Origin of the sequence: Mycobacterium parascrofulaceum ATCC BAA-614 (genome assembly GCF_000164135.1) — a bacterium.
GTDB lineage: Bacteria > Actinomycetota > Actinomycetes > Mycobacteriales > Mycobacteriaceae > Mycobacterium > Mycobacterium parascrofulaceum.
Window position 1 is genome coordinate 33,177 of sequence record NZ_GG770561.1, and the last position, 17,370, is coordinate 50,546.

14 protein-coding genes are annotated in these 17,370 nt (G+C 64.0%); all 14 read left to right on the forward strand.

The annotated features are described in order from the left end of the window. The first annotated feature begins 262 nt into the window (after nt 1-262). The 14 genes from eccB to HMPREF0591_RS27975 all read left to right on the forward strand — a co-directional run bounded on the left by eccB (nt 263) and on the right by HMPREF0591_RS27975 (nt 17,285). Nucleotides 263-1,753: a type VII secretion protein EccB gene (gene eccB / locus HMPREF0591_RS27910; RefSeq protein WP_007172147.1), complete on the forward strand. Its 1,491-nt coding sequence runs from the start codon at nt 263-265 to the stop codon at nt 1,751-1,753. 73 nt (nt 1,754-1,826) lie between these two features. Further along, nucleotides 1,827-2,882, forward strand: coding sequence for a hypothetical protein (locus HMPREF0591_RS32005; protein ID WP_007172148.1), 1,056 nt, complete (start codon nt 1,827-1,829; stop codon nt 2,880-2,882). Continuing rightward, the gene (gene eccCb, locus HMPREF0591_RS27920) at nt 2,872-5,970 is read left to right on the forward strand and encodes a type VII secretion protein EccCb (RefSeq protein WP_007172149.1); all 3,099 of its coding nucleotides are present in this window, start codon (nt 2,872-2,874) and stop codon (nt 5,968-5,970) included. The genes HMPREF0591_RS32005 and eccCb overlap by 11 nt, the downstream gene beginning before the upstream one ends. Then, nucleotides 5,967-6,383 carry a helix-turn-helix domain-containing protein gene (locus HMPREF0591_RS27925; protein ID WP_007172150.1) on the forward strand — a complete coding sequence of 139 codons (417 nt, stop codon included), beginning with the start codon at nt 5,967-5,969 and terminating at the stop codon, nt 6,381-6,383. Before eccCb ends, HMPREF0591_RS27925 begins: the two co-directional genes overlap by 4 nt. Nucleotides 6,384-6,622: 239 nt before the next feature. After that, nucleotides 6,623-6,916: a PE domain-containing protein gene (locus HMPREF0591_RS27930; RefSeq protein ID WP_101930858.1), complete on the forward strand. Its 294-nt coding sequence runs from the start codon at nt 6,623-6,625 to the stop codon at nt 6,914-6,916. 15 nt (nt 6,917-6,931) lie between these two features. Beyond that, nucleotides 6,932-8,413 (forward strand): PPE family protein, encoded by a 1,482-nt coding sequence (locus tag HMPREF0591_RS30480; RefSeq protein ID WP_007172152.1) that lies wholly within the window; start codon nt 6,932-6,934, stop codon nt 8,411-8,413. Nucleotides 8,414-8,491: 78 nt separating this feature from the next. Continuing rightward, nucleotides 8,492-8,794 (forward strand): WXG100 family type VII secretion target, encoded by a 303-nt coding sequence (locus HMPREF0591_RS27940; protein ID WP_007172153.1) that lies wholly within the window; start codon nt 8,492-8,494, stop codon nt 8,792-8,794. A gap of 75 nt (nt 8,795-8,869) precedes the next feature. Continuing rightward, nucleotides 8,870-9,136 (forward strand): hypothetical protein, encoded by a 267-nt coding sequence (locus HMPREF0591_RS27945; RefSeq protein WP_232060647.1) that lies wholly within the window; start codon nt 8,870-8,872, stop codon nt 9,134-9,136. After that, on the forward strand, nt 9,133-10,074 hold the full coding sequence (locus HMPREF0591_RS27950; protein ID WP_007172155.1) for an ESX secretion-associated protein EspG: 942 nt from the start codon (nt 9,133-9,135) through the stop codon (nt 10,072-10,074). The genes HMPREF0591_RS27945 and HMPREF0591_RS27950 overlap by 4 nt, the downstream gene beginning before the upstream one ends. Before the next feature lie 768 nt (nt 10,075-10,842). Beyond that, the gene (locus HMPREF0591_RS32670; protein WP_007172156.1) at nt 10,843-11,724 is read left to right on the forward strand and encodes a MinD/ParA family ATP-binding protein; all 882 of its coding nucleotides are present in this window, start codon (nt 10,843-10,845) and stop codon (nt 11,722-11,724) included. Then, entirely contained in the window at nt 11,721-13,217 is a 1,497-nt protein-coding gene (gene eccD, locus HMPREF0591_RS27960; RefSeq protein ID WP_007172157.1) for a type VII secretion integral membrane protein EccD, read from the forward strand. The genes HMPREF0591_RS32670 and eccD overlap by 4 nt, the downstream gene beginning before the upstream one ends. Continuing rightward, complete coding sequence (locus HMPREF0591_RS27965; RefSeq protein WP_040624272.1) at nt 13,217-14,854, forward strand: S8 family serine peptidase; 1,638 nt, start codon at nt 13,217-13,219, stop codon at nt 14,852-14,854. The genes eccD and HMPREF0591_RS27965 overlap by 1 nt, the downstream gene beginning before the upstream one ends. Further along, nucleotides 14,854-16,398: a type VII secretion protein EccE gene (eccE, locus tag HMPREF0591_RS27970; protein ID WP_007172159.1), complete on the forward strand. Its 1,545-nt coding sequence runs from the start codon at nt 14,854-14,856 to the stop codon at nt 16,396-16,398. Before HMPREF0591_RS27965 ends, eccE begins: the two co-directional genes overlap by 1 nt. Before the next feature lie 65 nt (nt 16,399-16,463). Further along, the gene (locus HMPREF0591_RS27975) at nt 16,464-17,285 is read left to right on the forward strand and encodes a DUF2637 domain-containing protein (RefSeq protein ID WP_080691135.1); all 822 of its coding nucleotides are present in this window, start codon (nt 16,464-16,466) and stop codon (nt 17,283-17,285) included. The last annotated feature ends 85 nt before the right edge of the window (nt 17,286-17,370 follow it).

Consider the following 17,370-nt stretch of genomic DNA (forward strand, 5'->3'; position numbering starts at 1 on the left):
CACGGGATAGGGCCGTCGTCCCGGGCTGGCGAGCCTTACTAAGTCGATGGCCGAACTCGAGGAGATGGTCGGCGGCCAGGAGTGAGCTGCGATCCTGATGGGTAGGGCGACTTCGCTTTTGGGGCGGACTCCGATCGCTGGCGGTCAAGGTCCTGAAAGCCCGGTACCTGTAGCGATCTGGCGCCACTGCGGTGTTCTGGGTTTTCATTCAATTTGGACGTGCTGGTAGCGGGGGTGTAGCGGGGGGCGGTACGGTGCCGGTGTGCCGTTGAAGTTGGCGTCTAAGACGCAGGTTTCGGGTCATTTCTTTGTTCGGCGACGCTTGTCGTTTGCGTTGCTGCGCCGTTCGGTGAGCATGGAGATCAATCCGGTTCGCTGGCACCGCACGCTGTTGATGTTGTCGGCGGTGTTGGGTGTGGTGCTCGTGGTGGGGGCGTTCGTGTACGGGTGGTTTCGCCCGGCGGGGGTGATCGACGACTCGTCGAAGATCGTTGCTGATCGTTCGTCGGGGGCGTTGTTTGTGGTGGTCGACAAGCGACTGTATCCGGCGTTGAATCTGGTGTCGGCGCAGCTGATTGCTGGGTCGCCGGATCGGCCGACGTTTGTGGCATCGGGGGAGATTGCGAAGTGGCCCAAAGGGCCGACGGTGGGGATCCAGGGCGCTCCGGTGGAGACACCGGCGGTGGTGTCTCCGCAGGTTTCGCGCTGGGCTGTGTGCGACACGGCGCCGACGACGGTTGGTGGTTCGCCGTTGGTGACGGGCATCAATGGGCAGTTGTTGCTCGGGGAGGCGGCGGGAGAGCTCGCCGGCAGCGAGGCCTTGTTGTTGTCTTATGGGCCGCAGGTACACCTGGTGACTAATGGTGTTCGGATGCCGATTGATCTGTCTCAGTCCGCGGTCGCCGGGCCCCTGGGGATTGCGCCCGGGGCGCAGGCGACGGGGATGTCGCGGGCCCTTTTTGACGCGTTGCCGGCGGGGGGACCGCTGGCTGTTCCCGCGGTGCCTGGCGCCGGTGGGCCCGGTCAGGTGGATTTGGGGGCGGGGGTTGTTGTCGGTGCGGTGGTGGCGAGCCGGGATGTGGCTGCACAGTCGGACCGCTTTTATGTGGTGCTGGCAGATGGGGTTCAAGAGGTCTCGCCTGTGGTGGCTTCGATGCTGCGCCAGCATGATTCGTTTGGTTTAGCCACGCCGCCGCAGATATCGCCGGATCATTTGGCGCATATTCCGCTGCGTCATGTTCTTGATGTGGATTATTATCCGCGGTCGCCTGTGCGCCTGGTTGATGCGGGCAGTCGGCCGGTTTCGTGTGTGGCGTGGCAGTGGAGTGTGAGCGAGCGTCAGGCGCGGCTCGCGGTGATTTCGGGTCGGGGGTTGCCCATCCGCGCGGATCAGCGGGCGAAGATGGTGCCGTTGGTGGGTGCCGGCAATGGCGGGGTGCAAGCGAATCAGGTCTTGGTCGGTGATGGTGCATCGACGTTTGTTAGCACTACTGGTCAGGCATTGGATTCGCCTGCGCGCGAGACGATGTGGCTGACTAGCTCCACCGGGTCGCGCTATGGTGTGCCGTTTGACGACAATAGCGTGCAGGCGTTGGGGCTGGTGTTATCTCAGGTTCGTCCGGCGCCGTGGTCGATGCTGCAGGTGTGGCCTGCGGGACCGGAGTTGTCGCGGGCGGCCGCGTTGACGGTGCATAGCCCGTCGGACGCGGTGGCTGTGTTGCCGACGAAGACCAACGTACGGGCCGGCGGATAGGAGGGGGAGAAGGTTGTCGACGATTCGTTTCAGCCCGTCTCGGCGGCTGAGGGCGCCCAAAGTTGATGGCGGCATGCAGTCGGTACGCGATTCTCCGATCGCGCCGCGCCGGTTGCCGATGACGAAGGCGCAGATCATTTTGCCTGCAGTCATGGGCGCGGCGTTTTTGGGCATGATGGCCATGATCTTGACTCAACCGGGGCTGCGCTCGGGGCCGATGAGTTTGTTTTCGTTGTTTGTGCCGGTGATGATGATTGTGTCGTTCGCCGGGGTGTTTATGCAGGGCCGTTTTGGTGGCGGTGATAAGGCGTTGTCTCCGCAGGCGTTGGAAGAAGAGCGCCGTGCCTACATGGACGAGCTCGACCAGACACGTGATGTGATTCAAAGTGACGCCGAGCGTCAGTTCGCCAATTACCAGTTCTTGCATCCCGAACCGGCGATGCTGCGTGGGTTGGTCGGGTCGCCGCGGATGTGGGAGCGATCGGGTTCTGCTGAGGACTTGGCGATGCACTTTGGTTTTGTCCGTTTCGGAACCGGTACTTCGGATTTGGCGAAGAAGCTGGCTAAGCCTCGGTTGGGGGAGTCGGCCGATTATGAGCCAGTCTGCTATGACGCGCTGCGCAAGTTTTTGTTGGAGCAGTCCAAGATTAGTGGGATCGCTAAACCGCTGTCGCTCAAGGTGATTCCGCTGATGACGTTGGTGGGTGAGGATGGTCCGGACACAGTCCACGGTGTGGTGCGGGCGATGATTTGTCAGGCGGCCTGCTTCCATTCACCGCAGGACTTGAAAGTCATGGTCGTCACCGACGAACCAGCACGATGGGATTGGGTCAAGTGGTTGCCGCATTGCCAACACGACAAGCTCTTTGATAGTGGCGGGCCGTTGCGAATGGTGTGGACGTCGCCGACGGCGATGGATGCGGCGGTTGGTCACGAATTGCATGGCGCTCGAAAGAATTACGGGGACCCTGGCGCCGCGGACGGGGTACGTCCGCATTGGCTTGTGATCAACGACCAGCTCCGTGTGGATAGTGAATGGGACACGTTGAATCGCAGGGGCGTTGGGGGGGTCGCGGGCGTGACCTTTGTGCGTGTAGTGGTCAAGGAGGGCGCGGCGGATGACAACTGAGTTCACATTGCATGTCAAGCGCGACGGGGCATATGACGAGGAGGGGTTTTTCGCGCTCCCCGATACGCTGGACACGGCGTCCGCGGTCGCGTTTGCGCGCAAAATGGCTAGATACCATGCAGATTCGCGGGTAACGCAAAGTTCGACTGCCGCCGCATCGAAGGTCGTGGATCTGTATGAGATTCTCGGCCACGCTGATCCGGGCGATATCGATGTGGAGGAGGCCTGGGCGGCGACGCGGCTGGGTCCGCCGCTGCAAGACGACGAGGGCGAATTGCAGTGGGGTCGGGAGTGGATGCGGTTCCCGATCGGTATTGATCCACGCAATGGACAGCCCGTGGCCCTCGACTTGAAGGAGACTCACGAGTTCGAGGGGATGGGCCATCACGTCGTCGTCGTCGGCACGACTGGGAGTGGTAAATCGGTGTTTTTGACGGCGTTGATTACGTCGGCGTGTTTGACGCATTCGCCAGACTCGTTGAAGGTCGCGGTGTTTGACTTTAAGGGTAGTGCGTTGGCGCATTTGGTGGCGGGATTCCCGCACTGCGTCGCGGCGATGAGCAACTTGCGTAACGATCGCCTGTGGATTGTGAGGATGGAAGATGTCCTCTACGGCGAGATGGAGCGCCGCAAGTCTTGGCTTGACCGGGCTGGGGTCAGTGACATCGCTGAATATGAGTATTTGCGCATTCACAAGAAGGAGAAGTTGCGGCCGATGCCGCACCTGCTGCTGATTGTCGATGAGTTCACGCAGATGTTCGCTGAACATGACGGAGCCAAAGCGGTCATGGACGAGGTCGGCCGCCAGGGCCGCTCGCAGGGGCTTCGCCTCGTGATGGGGTCGCAGCGGCTGGGCCACCAGATGCAGGGCGGCATCATGAGTAACATCCCGGTGCGGGTGGCGCTGCGAACTGTCGGCGACACCGATTCCCACGAGGTGTTGGGTAGCGATGAGGCCAATCATCTGCCCAAAAAACCTGCTGGGGCTGGGCTTTTGAAGGTAGGTGCCAACAAGAACCTGACGAGGTTTCAGACGGCGTTCGTGCTCAAGAGCTATGTACCGCCCCAACGGGCAGCAGCTGCTGCGGCCAGGCAGGAAGCCGGTTACCTTGAGCCACAAGAGTTCCAGGCGGTCGGTATGCCTGCTCTGCAGATGGCCCGCGACGGCGAGGGCGAGCAGACCAAAATCCCGGAACCACGCGCCATCATTGGCGCCGATGGCCGCACCGTCAAACAGGTGCAGGCAACGGTGGATTGCTTGAATCGGCTGAATCTTCCTCCACTGCAAGCGATGTGGCTGCCGCCGCTGCAGCCGGTCCCTGCTGATGAGCTGGTGCGGCGGTTGCGGGGCCAACCGTGGGATGTCGACTATGGCTCGGCCCAAAGCGAGCTCTCGAGGCTGATGTTTCCGGTCGGGATCGAAGACAGGCCGCGCGACCACCGCCAGCTTGTCTATGCGCCCAATCTGGCCGAAGGTAACTGCGCGGTCATTGGTATGGGGCAATCGGGTAAGACGGTGGCCATCGCGACGATGATCTCGGGTGCCGCTTTGTTGTATCATCCTCGGCGGCTTCAGTTCTACGTCATCGCACTCAGCGGGCCGGACCTCAACCTGGTAGCTGGTTTGCCGCACGTCGGTGGTTTCGCACGCGAGGTGGACCCCGAGCAGGTCAAACGAATCATCGCCGAGATGCTGGCGCTGATCGATCAGCGCGAGCAGGCGTTCACCAAGCTAGGTCTGACGCTAACCAAGCTGCGTGAACGCAAATTTGGCGGCGTGCCAGGTGAGGTGCCTCAAGACTCGTTCGGCGATGTGTTTTTGGTGATCGATGGCTGGCCAACGTTTGTGAAGAACTGGGAGCTGTTGGTTTCTGACGTGGAACGAATCTTGGCTAAAGGACCCGATGTTGGGGTGCACGCCATTGTGTCGACCAGTGGCTGGGTGGCCAACAAATTCCCGTCAGGAATGACCAAGAATTTCACCAGCAACGTGGAGCTCAAGCTCGGTGACAACGATGACATGACGGTCAACAATGTGAAGGTCGCGCGCGACGTTCCCTTCGGGGAGCAGAAGATGTTCCTCGACGAAGAGGACGACACTGGCGGTGAGGTCGAGCAGGTCAACGTGGTCAAGATCAGGGGCCGCGGCACGACGATGGAGGGGTACCATTTTCAGGCCGGGTTACCGGAGATAACCGTGCAAGGGCGGCGCGCCGACGTGGCAGCAGCCGTTGAGCCAATTCAGCGGCTCGCTGGACCTGACAGTGCGGCCGCGCGGGTACGGATGCTGCCCAAAATCGTCGGTATCGACGAGGTCTTCGCGCAATGGGAGCAGCGTGAGCATGGGCCGGGTGGGGTCGACTGGAGTGGTGTCGTGCCGTTCGGGATTTCAGAAATCGGTTTGGAGCCGGCGGTCGCGAACTTCGCTGCGACCCCGCATCTGCTGCTTACCGGTCGGCCTGAATGTGGATTGTCGAGCGGGTTGGCCACGGTGGCCCAAGCTGTGATGCGGGTGTACGGGCCCGAGCAGGCCCAGATCTATGTGGTGGACCCTCATAATGAGTTGCTGCGCGTGGTCGAAGGTGAACATTTGGGCGCCTACGTTTTCCGGGAGGACCAGGTGCGTGCCTTGGGTGACAGCCTGGGGGCGATCCTGACTGAACGTATGCCGATGACAGACCTAAGCCAGGCGGAGTTGGCTGCGGGGACGCGGCGTTGGAGCGGGCCAGAGATCTTTGTCTTCATCGATCGTGAAGAGACCCTTGCTAGTTGGGACACTGGTGGGTTCGTGGCAGGAACCGGATACCCGTTGGGCCCGCTGGCGCGGTTTATTGCGCGGGGTAAAGAGGTCGGCCTGCACCTGGTCGTGTCGCGGCGGATCGCTCAGTGGGGCCGCACGCTGACCAATCCGATAATCGGGGAGTTGCTCAAGGCCAAAGCACCTGTCGTGGTAATGGACGGCGACCCTGATGAAGGGCCGATCGTCGGCAAAACGAAAGCCGTGCCAGCTGACCCCGGTCGTGGCCTGTACGTCACTGACCGGATGGTGGCGCCGGTGCAGATCGCGTTCCCGGCGAGCGCCCATTGAGCGAGGATGACCCCGCGTGGCTGCTCGTCCACGCGGTGGAACAAGCCCGCTTAGAACAGGGGTTGTCCAAACATGATCTGGCACGCCTGGCGCGCGTGGCGCGGCCTACGATCTCGCGGCTGATCAACCATGGCATGGTCCCGTCTCGTGCGGCCACGCTGGATAGGATCGGCTCGGCGCTGGGCTGGGAGGCCGGGACGTGTGCGGCCTTGTTGGCCGGCCAACCCCTACCGGGTCCACGCGCGCCGGTGACTCGCTCGGCCCAGCTCGTCGCAGCGCGGCTCACCGAGATTGCCGAGGAGGCGCGGTCGGCCGCCGGTGCTGCCGAGCAGTCGATTCTGCGGCTGAAAACCATCGAGGAGCGTGCGCGTGCGGCTGCGCAGTTCGTGCTGGGCGGTTCAGTAGCTGATTAAGCGGTCGATCTGGACCGATTCATGCGTCGGCATGGGCCTTTGTCGCTCGGTGATGCGTGGCGGTATTTCGCCAGGTGAGCGGCGCCGTAGAGGGTGTCGGGAAACAGGGGGTGTTGCCTTGTGTGGAATGTCGGAGGTTTGGTTGCCGGTGTCCCTGGGGGCGGTTATCGTCGCATCAAACGGCGGCTTTATTGCTCGTGGGGCGAATGGGATATGTGGACAGGGGTGGGATTGCAATGATGTTCATTGAGGCGCCGGCGCTGGCGGCGCAGGCAGCATCAGAGGGCGCAGGCGGGGCGACCACGGCGGCCACTCTTGCCGCTGGGGCACCAGCGATGGGCGCTGTGCTGCCGATGGGCGGCGAGGAAGTGTCGGCAATGTTCGCTCAAGCTATCGCCGCGCACGGCGCGCAGTTCTTGGCGGCAGGTGCTCTAGGTGTGGCTCAGCGGGAGGCGTTCGCAGCCACCGTGGCTACGTCGGCGGCCACCTACACCGCTATGGATGCGGTCGGCAAGGCGCTGCTGTCGCTGTAGCGCGGCGGTGCACTGATGTACTGGGGTATCCCACCAGAGATCAACGCATTTCGGTTGACCAGGATGGGCGCGGGTCCAACGGCGCACGTCCCACAGATCACCGCCTACACGGCTGCTGCGGCCACGCACTTCGAGCAAGGGATGCAGCAGTCGGTGACCGCGATCGCGACCGCGCCGGTTTTCCAGGGCTCTGGCGGAATGGGGATGCTCGATAGTGCCACGCCGATGGCGGCCTGGCAGCAGACCGCCGGGCTGCATGCAGAGACTGCGGCGGCCACCATCCAAACTGGGTTGACTGCGTACAGCGCGGCCGTGTCCGCGACCATTCCTCATGAAGTGGTGGTGGCCAACCGGGTCCGCGAGGCCACTTTGGAATCAACAAATTTCATGGGGATCAACACCCCAGCGATCGCCGAGGCGAATGCTGAATATGGGGAGTATTGGTCGCAGAACGCCGGGGCCATGGTCGGCTACTTGGGCGCTATGGCCCCTGTCGTGAGCGCGCTGACCGTTCCCTTGCCGACGTTGCCTGATATGAGCAATCCGCTGGGGGCGACGGCCGGCTTGGCAGGGTTGGTCGGCGACGGGGTTGGTGCTGGCGTGCAGGCCTTAGGGTCGGGCATTAGCGCCGGTGGGGGAGTGGTGTCGGCTGGCAGTGGGATCAGCACAGGCGTGGCCACTGGGATCTCGAGCGGCGTGTTCAACGGCACGGGAGCAGGCGTGCAGGCCGCAGGGTCGCCCACTGGTGGGCAAACCCCGGCACCGCAGCCAGCGACCACCGGCACGACCGCGGGGCAGGGCGTGCCCGCAACGACGGGCACCGGCCAGGGCGTCACGAGTAACGCGCCGCAGGGAAAAGCTCCACCGTTGCAGGCGGGTCAAGGCGGTCAGCCGCCCCTGGAAGAGTCTGGACAGTCGTTGCTCGGCCAACTCACCCAGGCGCCAACCGAAATGATGAGTTCGCTCAGTTCACCACTGGAGTCACTGGGGCAGCTCCCGTCGAGTGCCAGTGGCCAACTAAGCGGCCTGATGGGCCCGTTGTCGGCGCTGACCGGTGGAATGTCCGGTGGATTGGGTGGGCCCCCAGCCGGGGGAGCACCGGGATTCAGCGCAGCCAGTGCACCGTGGTCGGGACTAAGTGGCGCCAACGGCGGCTTCGCCGGGGGCGCGTCAGCGGTTGCCGCGGCGTTGACGAAACCGTCTGCTGGCGGGCTAGGTGGGCCTGTGGGCGTGCCGGGCGGCTGGTGGGCCGACGTGGCTGATGGCGCTGAAACAGACGAGCAACCGGCTGCGGGACTGCGAAGCGGCGCGGCAGCGGGCAGAGGAGCCATGGCGCCCGGAATGTATGGACCCATGGCGGCAACGGGGCGCTCCGGACGCGGCAGTGAATATGCCGATGTCAGCGAGCAGGATAAGACGATCACGCTACCGGCCTCCGCGCATGCGGCGCCGGTGCTCACGTCTGAGGGCGTGGTCCACGTCGGGCAGGGAGGATAACTCCCGGCAGGGGCCCGGGTCATTGCTGAACTGATCGAACCAGCGGTAACCACTTGCTAGTGAAGGAGATACACCATCATGGCGTTGAACGCCGATGTCGCCCAGATGCTTTCGGGCGCAAGTCAATTGTCGAACATTCAACAAGAGGTGCTGTCGGCGTTGGGCCGTTATGTCACCATGAACCAGAACCTCACCGGTACTGGGTTTAGTGGTGATGCGGCGCTGGCCTCCATGGCCACCACCGAGGACATCAACCGGACCGGCCAACAGGTCAGCCAGCGGTTTCAGAGCGTCATCGACATAATGAAGCGCTCGGCGCACCAGTACCAAGAAACGAACGCGCAGAACCGCGCGGCGCTGGGCTCCATCCAGTCGACCTGACCGCGGCCAATCTTTCAGACATCGAACGACTTTCAGAGGAGAATGGTTATGGATTCAATGCGTTACGACCACGCCATGATCGCCGATCACGTGTCGGCCCAGGCGCAGCTGGTCGCTCACATGAACGATCTGCGTACCCGGGCCATGGGAACAATCAACCAGGTCGCCACAGTCTGGACGCAGCATGGTTCTGACGCTGCCCAGGTCGCCATGCACGAGATCGATCAGGCGTTCCAGGCGGTGTTCACCACGATCGAGCGCCATGGACAGGCCCAGGGGCACGCGTCGACGAATGCGCTGGGCACCGACCACGCGGTCCAGGCTGGTTTCCGGGGCTTGTGACCGAGACCGGAACCGCGGTTGCAGCGCGGCTGTCGACCACGTCGGAAGGTTTGTGGTTGACAGCCGCGCTTTGCGGTGTGGCTCAATTGCCACCTGCCCTCAAGATCCGGCCCATTGGGGCGGTGCAGGCCACCATCGCGGCTCACCCCGGGATGGAGGTGCTCGAAAACGCGGGGATTTGTCAGGGCGGCGAGGTTGACCCCAGCGTGGCCTCTTGGGTGCGGGCCTTGGGGCGTCCCGACGTCGAGATTGACGTGACGATTACCCGCCCCGAGATCCGACCGGAGCGGCTTGAAGGCCCACCAGCGGTCTTCACCGCCCCGGAGGACGCGATTGAGGCCGCCGAGGCGCTGGCACGGTGGTACGCCCAGCGGCCTCCCCAGCGAGTTGTGACATTGTGCCGGCGCGATAACGCGTGGGTGGCCGCCGCGCGGCTCTGGCGCCCGGGCCAAGACACCAGCGATGAGGTTGTGGTCACCCCGCTGGGTGGGACCGAGATCGCGCACGTCGTCGTCGACACGATAGGGCCGGCCGACCCGGCCCAATTCCACGGCATCAATAGCGAAGCAGCGGTACTCAATACAGTTCTGTCGGCCTGGCAGGCCAACCCCGCCATCGACATCATCGCGGGCCTCGTAGAGGTTGGACTTTCAGTTCCCCAGGCGCGGCTAGTCGAAGCGGTCGCCGACCGGGGCACCACCCGCGCGGTTATCGGCGCGGCCGAATTCTCTATCAGTGGCCCGGCGCGGGCGCCGATGGCGGTGACCGTGGCTGACACCTTGATCGGCCGCGTCGTTGTCAGCAACAGCGTTGGTCCTGACGGCAGGCAATGGACCACACTGCTGCCCGGCGCCGATCACGCAATCCACACGGCTGTGGTCGAGCTGCTCGAAACTTTGCCCTCGGGACGCGGCTGGGCGACTCATCAGCGGACATAAAATTTCGATACAGGCGAATATGGTGTCCGTTGTAGACGGATGAAAACCGTGGTTGTTACTGTCGCGCTGTGGCCAAATTATGTGGCGCTAAGCGAAATTCGAATACGTCTGGTGACGAGGGGACACGGTATGACAAGTCCGCATGAGCGTGAGGAACGCGACTTTTTCAATGGCCTGGCGGCAGGTCCGCCGCCCGAGACGCAGCCCGCGCCAGGCGCAGTTGAGCCCAGCCATCCCAACAACAGCGGCGAACCGACGAGCGATGATGGGCGGCCGCGGTTTTCACCCCCGGAGGCCGCTCTTGGGCTCCCCGCCCAGGATGCGACGCCGGCGCCGTCTTCGGCGCCCCAACAAGCCCCGGGTTGGCAGCCGCCGCGGTTTTCGCCCCCGGAGGGCACCTTGGCACCCCAGGGCCAAGACACCCCTCCGCCACCTCCGTGGGCGCAGCAGGCCGGTCCCCATCAGCAGGGGACGCCCAGCGAAAGCTACGGTTCCTCAAGTCAATTGGGCCGCCCACCGCAGGGAGTGTCGGAGGCGGCGCTCGGTGGGCGTCACGGCGCACCGCAGCCAGCCGGTCACGCAGATCCCAGCCAGGTTGCGCGTCCGTATCCGCCGGCAGAAGAACATGGTTGGCGTGCGCCAACACCCCAACCGTCGCCTCGCACCGCGGGCACGCCACGGTCTTCGGACGCGCTGCGAGAGCACCTGCGCGCCACGGACTTGATTGCCCCACACAAGGAGGCGCCATCCAAGGGGTGGCGCAGGGCGTTGCTCAAGGTTTCTGGTGGGCTGATTAACGTCGGTGAGTCCAGCGACGAGCGCACAGTGCGTGGCCTCAAGGCTGCGATCGGGGCCAATTTGCGTGGCACTTATACCGTCGTGGTGCTTGGTGGCAAGGGCGGTTCGGGCAAGACCGCGATGACTGTCGCGACCGCCAGTGAGTTTGCACGCAATCGTAACGACCAAGTGGTCGCTGTCGACGCCGATCCGGCACAGGCCGCAAATTTGGCGGCTCGGGTGGATCCCAAGGCGTCATCGCTGCGTGCGATTAACGACGACCTTAATCTTCATCGCTACGCCGATGTTGGGGCCTTGACGGGCCACAACCAAGTTGGTTTAGACGTTGTGGCTTCCCCGCGCCATGGAGGCGCTCGCGGGGAGGGGTTGACCGCTGATGAGTTCAGCAAGGGCCATATGCGTCTACAACGGTTCTACAGTGTGCTTTTCGTTGACTGCGGTGTCGATCTCGAACACGAGGTGATGAAGGGTGTGTTCGAGCGCGCCGATGCGGTGTTGATGGTGGCCTCGGCCGTCCCGGACGGCGCCGAAGGCGCGAGCACCAATTTCGAGTGGTTGCGCGACGAAGGCTATCACCAGTTGCTGTCGCGAACAGTGTTGGTGATCAACCACATTCGCCCGGCGCGCAATCGGAAGGATCGTAAGGAGGCGGCCAAACTGGTCGCCACACTCAGGGAGCATTTCGGGAGCTGGGTCAAAAACGATCGCATTATCGAGGTACCCTTTGACCCCCACATCGCCTCGGCGGGCGAGTTGGACCTTCGAAGGGTCAACCCTAAGACCGCCAGGGCGGTGCTTAAGACCGCCGCCGCATTGGCGGCAGGGTTCTCGACAGCGGCCGATGCCCGATGACCACCGCCAATTCCGCACAACAGGCGCCGGAAGTCCCTCGGCTGTGCAAGGTTCATTTGCTGGTCGGGGATGACACGCTCATCGATTACGTCCTGCCTGCTGGGGTGGCGTTGATTGCGGTGATCGAGGACCTCATCCCGCGGGTCAATGCGATTCTCAAAGATCGCGGGCGGGCACCTCTTGATGACACGTTGACCTTTCAACTGTGCCGTGCAGACGCCACTCCGCTCGATCCGCAGCGATCCCTTGATGACAGCCGTGTCTACGACGGGGACTTGTTGTGTCTCTTGCCTACTGACGCCACCGAACGCTTCGCACCTGTCATTGAGGAGGTGTCGACGGCGCTGGCTCGTTCAGCACGCCAGCAGTTCGCCACAGTCGATGTCACGGTCGCGCGTCGGGTAGCCGGGGGGCTTTTCGCAGCGCTGGTCGCGTGGGCCGAGGTGATGTTGGCGCAGTTGTGGTGGCAACAGCACGGCTGGCTGCCCGCGGCGGTGTCGTGGGGATTAGCCGCCGTTTTCTTGGTGTCGGCGAGGGCGGCGACGCGGGCACGAGATGAGCAGCGACGCCGATCGGCGGACTTCCTGGTGTGGTCGGCGCTGATTTGCGCCGGTGCAGGCGCGGCGATGTCGGTGCCGGGACCACCCGGTGGCTGGCATGTGGTGGCCGCGACGGCCACCGTGTTGGCCGGCGTGGCGGCATTGACGATGCTGACCGGCCGCTATCTGACTGTGTTTGCGGGGATGGCTGTGGTCGGGTTATCTGCGGGCGCGGTGGCGGCGATCCACGCCAGCGGTTGGCGAGTGCTGCCAGCGCATCTGGCGGTCGTCTTCTTGGTAGCGGACCTGGTGCTAGTGACGTTTGCAACCAGCATCGGGATCGTGGGGGCCGGAGTGCCCGGGCCATGGTTTCCTTCGGTCACTAACCGGGGGGTGTTTGAGACTCGAGAAGGCGCTGCCCTAAACACGGTGTCGCCGGTGGAGCGTCCGGGCAATGAAACCGTTGAGCAGATCGCGACGTGGGCTCGGCGCGGCACCGCCATCGTGACGGGTCTGCTGGCTGGCGGCGCTGTGGTGTTGGTGGCGGCCGCGCGCTATGCAGTGATGCCCGAAACTGGCGGCGGGTGGCGGTTTTTGGCATTCACGTTGGGGATTTGCGCAATCTTTCTGCTCCGGGCGCGCTCGTTTGTTGATCGCAATCAATCGGTGATGCTGGCCGTTGGTGCGGTCGTCGCGGTAGCGGTGGTGATCGGACGATACGCAAGCGCTCCCAACCCGGCTTCGCCGGTTGTCACCCTGATATGTGTTGGCGCAGCGCTAATGTTGGCCGGGGCGGGCCTGCTTGGAGCGCTGGTGGTGCCCAATGCGCGGATCAGCGCACCGGTAAACCGCGCCGTCGAAGTCAGCGAGTACATTCTGCTGATTTTCGTTGTGCCATGGGCGATCTGGCTGCTGAATCTGCTGTGGGTGGTACGAAATGCGGTCCACGGCTGATGATTAAAGCCGTGAGTACGCTGGGCGCGATCGGGCTCGCCGCAGCACTGGTTGCCGTATCTGGCGGCGTGGCCGGCGCGATTGATCCCCCGGTGGTGCCGCCTGGGCCACCCCCGCCCGATCCCGCACCCGGGCCGGATCAGCCGATGCGCCAGATCGCGGCGTGCACAACAACCGGCGTGTTGCCCGGCAGTGATTTGCGTGAGTTGCCCGCGGCGCTGCAGCTGATGAACATGCCAGAAGCGTGGAAAGAATCCACCGGTGTTGGCGTGGTCGTCGGGGTTATCGATACCGGCGTGGCTGCACAACCTCGGCTGCCGCACCTAGTTTCTGGCGGGGACTATGTCATGGGCCCGTTTGGCGACGGCTTATCGGATTGCGACGGGCACGGCACAGTAGTGGCTTCACTGATTGGGGCGGCGCCTTCAGGGCTCGCACTGGTCCCCAAGCCGGCGTGGGCGGCGCCTGCGGCCCCGCCGGCCGGGGCTCCGCCGCCGCGCGCGATTCCACCGCCACCGCCTCCGCCGACGGTCACGGTGACCCAAACGGTGGCGCCGCCGCCGCCACCACCGCCGCCGCCGCCGCCGCCCGACGAGCCATCATGGGTGGGTATGCCGCCGTCTCCGGTTACTCTCGGCCACGCTCGCGGGCCGGCGCCGCTGGAACCGTCGCCCGGTGGTGGTCCAGACGGGCTGATCGGCATCGCCCCAGACGCGGTGCTGCTGTCGATTCGCCAGACCGCGCAGACTTTCGGCCTGGTTGATCCCGGCGTGGTCGACAACCCCGAGGATGTTCGCCGCGCCGGTGACATCAATTCGTTGGCTCGCGCGATCGTGCACGCGGCGAATCTGGGCGTCAAAGTGATCAACATCAGTGTGGTGTCGTGCATCTCGACAGCCAAGCCCCAGGATCAAAGCGCCTTGGCCGACGCGGTCCACTATGCCGCGGTTGACCGCGACGTGGTGATCGTGACCGCGGCGGGCAACGTTCATGCCCAGGGCTGCAATGGGCAAAACCCGGACCCATTACCGGGTGATCCCACTCGGGGGTGGTCGTCAGTCAAAACGATCGCCACCCCAGCATGGTTTAGCGACTACGCGTTGGCGGTGTCGGCCACCGATTCGACCGGCGTTCCCGCCAGCGGCGACGCCGCCTCATTGCACGGCCCGTGGGTAGGACTGGCTGCGCCGGGAGCCGACATCGTGGGGCTGTCGACGAGCGGGCAGGTGATCAACGGTTCAGTCGATGACGACAAGCTGCACCCTATCGCTGGTAGCTCGTTTAGCTCGGCGTTCGTCGGGGGAGTGGCGGCTTTGGTGCGGGCCAAATTTCCCAACCTGACAGCCCATCAAGTGATCCACCGGTTAGAGGCCACCGCGCACCCTCCCGCTGGTGGACGTGACAACGTGGTCGGTTATGGAACTGTGGACCCCGTTGCGGCGCTGACCTGGGATGTGCCGCCGGGTGAGACGTTTGCCCCCGGGGTTCAGCGCGCCCAGTTGAAAGTGCCGGCCCCGCCCCCGCCACGCGACGCACGTCCGGGCTGGGTCGCGATGGCCATCACCGGTCTCGCCGTCGTCAGCGTATTGGGACTTGCTGTGGGCCTGACCGTCTCGCGTCGCAGGGAGCGAATCTGATGAAGCAACGGTTTGTCTCGGCCCGTATCGCACCCCGCGCCGTGGTCACCGGCGAAGTGGTCGCAGGTCTGGTTGCGCTGGCACTGAGCGCCACGCTGGATTCGTGGCCGATCGCCGTCGCCAGCGGCGCCGCGACCGGACTGGTGATCTGTGTGCTGACCTTCCGGGAGCGCACCGTGTGGCAGTGGGCGTGGCGGGCCATGTCCTGGACGCGCCGCCGGGTGCGCAGACTCCAGCTGCCTCAACCGGTCGATGTCACCCTCAACGAGCACACAGTCGGTGTTGTGATCGACGGGCACACCGTGTCCACGATGATCACTGTGCTGGGCAAGCCTTACATCCCCACCCTATTGCACGCCGACCACACCAAAACACTTAATACCGTGCCGATTAGCGTAATCGCACAAGAGATGCAGCGCTGCGGGTTGAGTGTTGATGTCGACATCATCTGCGAGGGCAGCCGCACAGCCAGAGACAACTATGCCGAACTGTATGAAGCGGCGCTACGGGGGCTGCCGGCGGCCGGTCAGCGTAGCGTGACGTTGGTAGTCCGCTTCGATACGCGCAGCGACCGCATTCTGCCTGGACTGCTGTGGCGGCGAGACACGATCGGCGCGGCGGTGGCGGCTTCTCAGCGCATCACCAGAGCGCTGTGCCAAACAAACTGTCGTGCAAGGCTTTTGACCGCAGCGCAGATGAACGACGCGGTAGCGGCCAGCCTGGGTGGGCCCGAAAACGCGACAGCTTCTTACCAGGACCGCTGGACGAATCTGCAGCGCGGCGGGAAGGCCTATGTCACAGCGTATTTCTTCAGCGCCAGTGACGTGCGCTCTGCTCAACTCGACGACGTGTGGGCCTACCAGAGCGACCACACGACCCTGGTGATCGCGTTGCGCAGCGATCCTGCCGGCGTGCGGGCTTCAGCCCTCGTCCGGTTGACCACCGTGCAACCGCTTGCCAGCTCGCCGCGGCTGGTGCTCAACCCGATGGCGGGCCGACAGTGGGAAGCGTTGGCGCTGACCTTGCCTGGGTGCAGGCGGCTGAGGTTGCCATCAACGCCAGTAACTACCGAACTCAACACAGCTGTCGTAGCCGGCGCATCGGGTGTTCTGCTGGGTGAACTGCGAGACGCTATGCTGTTGATGCCGATATCAGATCCCGCGGCCCCCACCCGAATTGCTCTGCACGCCGATGATGACCAGGCGGTGAAACGGCTGATTCGCCGGGCGGCCGCAGCAGGCGAACAGGTCGCCGTTTACGACCCCACTGGGCGTTGGACAATGACGTCTGCTTCCCCACGGATCTGGACGACGCGCGACGTCACAGCCCAGCCGCCACGTCCTCCGACGATGGTGGTACACAATGGTCGCGTCAACAACTACCCACCCGCGCGCACATCGATCACGGTCGGCGATGTGCCCGCCAGCGCTGCACCCGATATCCGTATCGAACAGCGGGGCGAGCGAATCACCGTGAAAACACAGCGTTTTCGCACCACGTTGAGGTCTGTGACATTCCGCAACGAGGATGCTTATCTGCGGTAATCGATCCTCCCAATGTGGCTGACTTTGGTAGACGAATACCGGGGTGGGAGTGCACGATTGCGGGTATGGCTTGCGATAGCGCCCGCAGCACTCCCGCCGATACCGATCCGAAAACCCACCGGCGCGCAGTGCGTTTCTTTTGGGTGGTGTTGATAGGAGCAAGCGCGGCCTCGATCGCTGGCAACGCGTTACACGCGATCGTGCAGGCCGATCACGTCGCCCCGGCGCTGGCGGCCGCGGTGGCCACGGCCCCACCTCTGGTATTGCTCGGGTCCACGGAAGGGCTCTCGCTGCTCATCAAGGTGCACCGCCGGCCCACCTTGACGTTCTGGGCGGCGGTGATCATGACGCTGTTACTGGGGGCCGGTGCGTTTCGCCTGTCATTTGATGCGTTGTGCAGCTTGGCTATCCGGTGCGGTATCCGCCCAAGCTTGGCATGGTTGTGGCCGCTGATCATTGACGTCACGACCGCGCAGGCCACCGTTGCGCTGGTAGCCCTGACCCGGCTCCTACACAGCCGCGCCGAGGCGCCGCCGGCCCTCGTCGAGGAGGACGTCCCGGTGTCCCTGTCGGCGACACCTCTGCCAGTCGCTGGGTCCTCAGCAGGTGAGCGTGATAGGGCCATGGTGGCGGTCGAGCCGGACCGGTCGCTGTCATCGGTTCCAAGAGTGGACGCCGCTGTGCCCCCGCGAGAGCGTCATGAACACGCCGTACGCACAGTGATGGCATCGAAAAGAACCAAGCAGCCTGCAGAAATCATTGACGCTGTGCTGCGCCGCCACGCTGACGGGCAAAAGCCGGGTGAAATCTCAGAGGAACTCAAGCTGCACCACACAACGGTGAACCGGATACTGGCGACGGCGCTCCACTCGGCAGCGGCGGTGTAAACCCGAAGCTTCCGCCGCAGTGACCTACGTCCGGCGATCGCGAATGTCGCTGCTTTGATAGACGTTCGCGGCCAGTGGCGCCCAT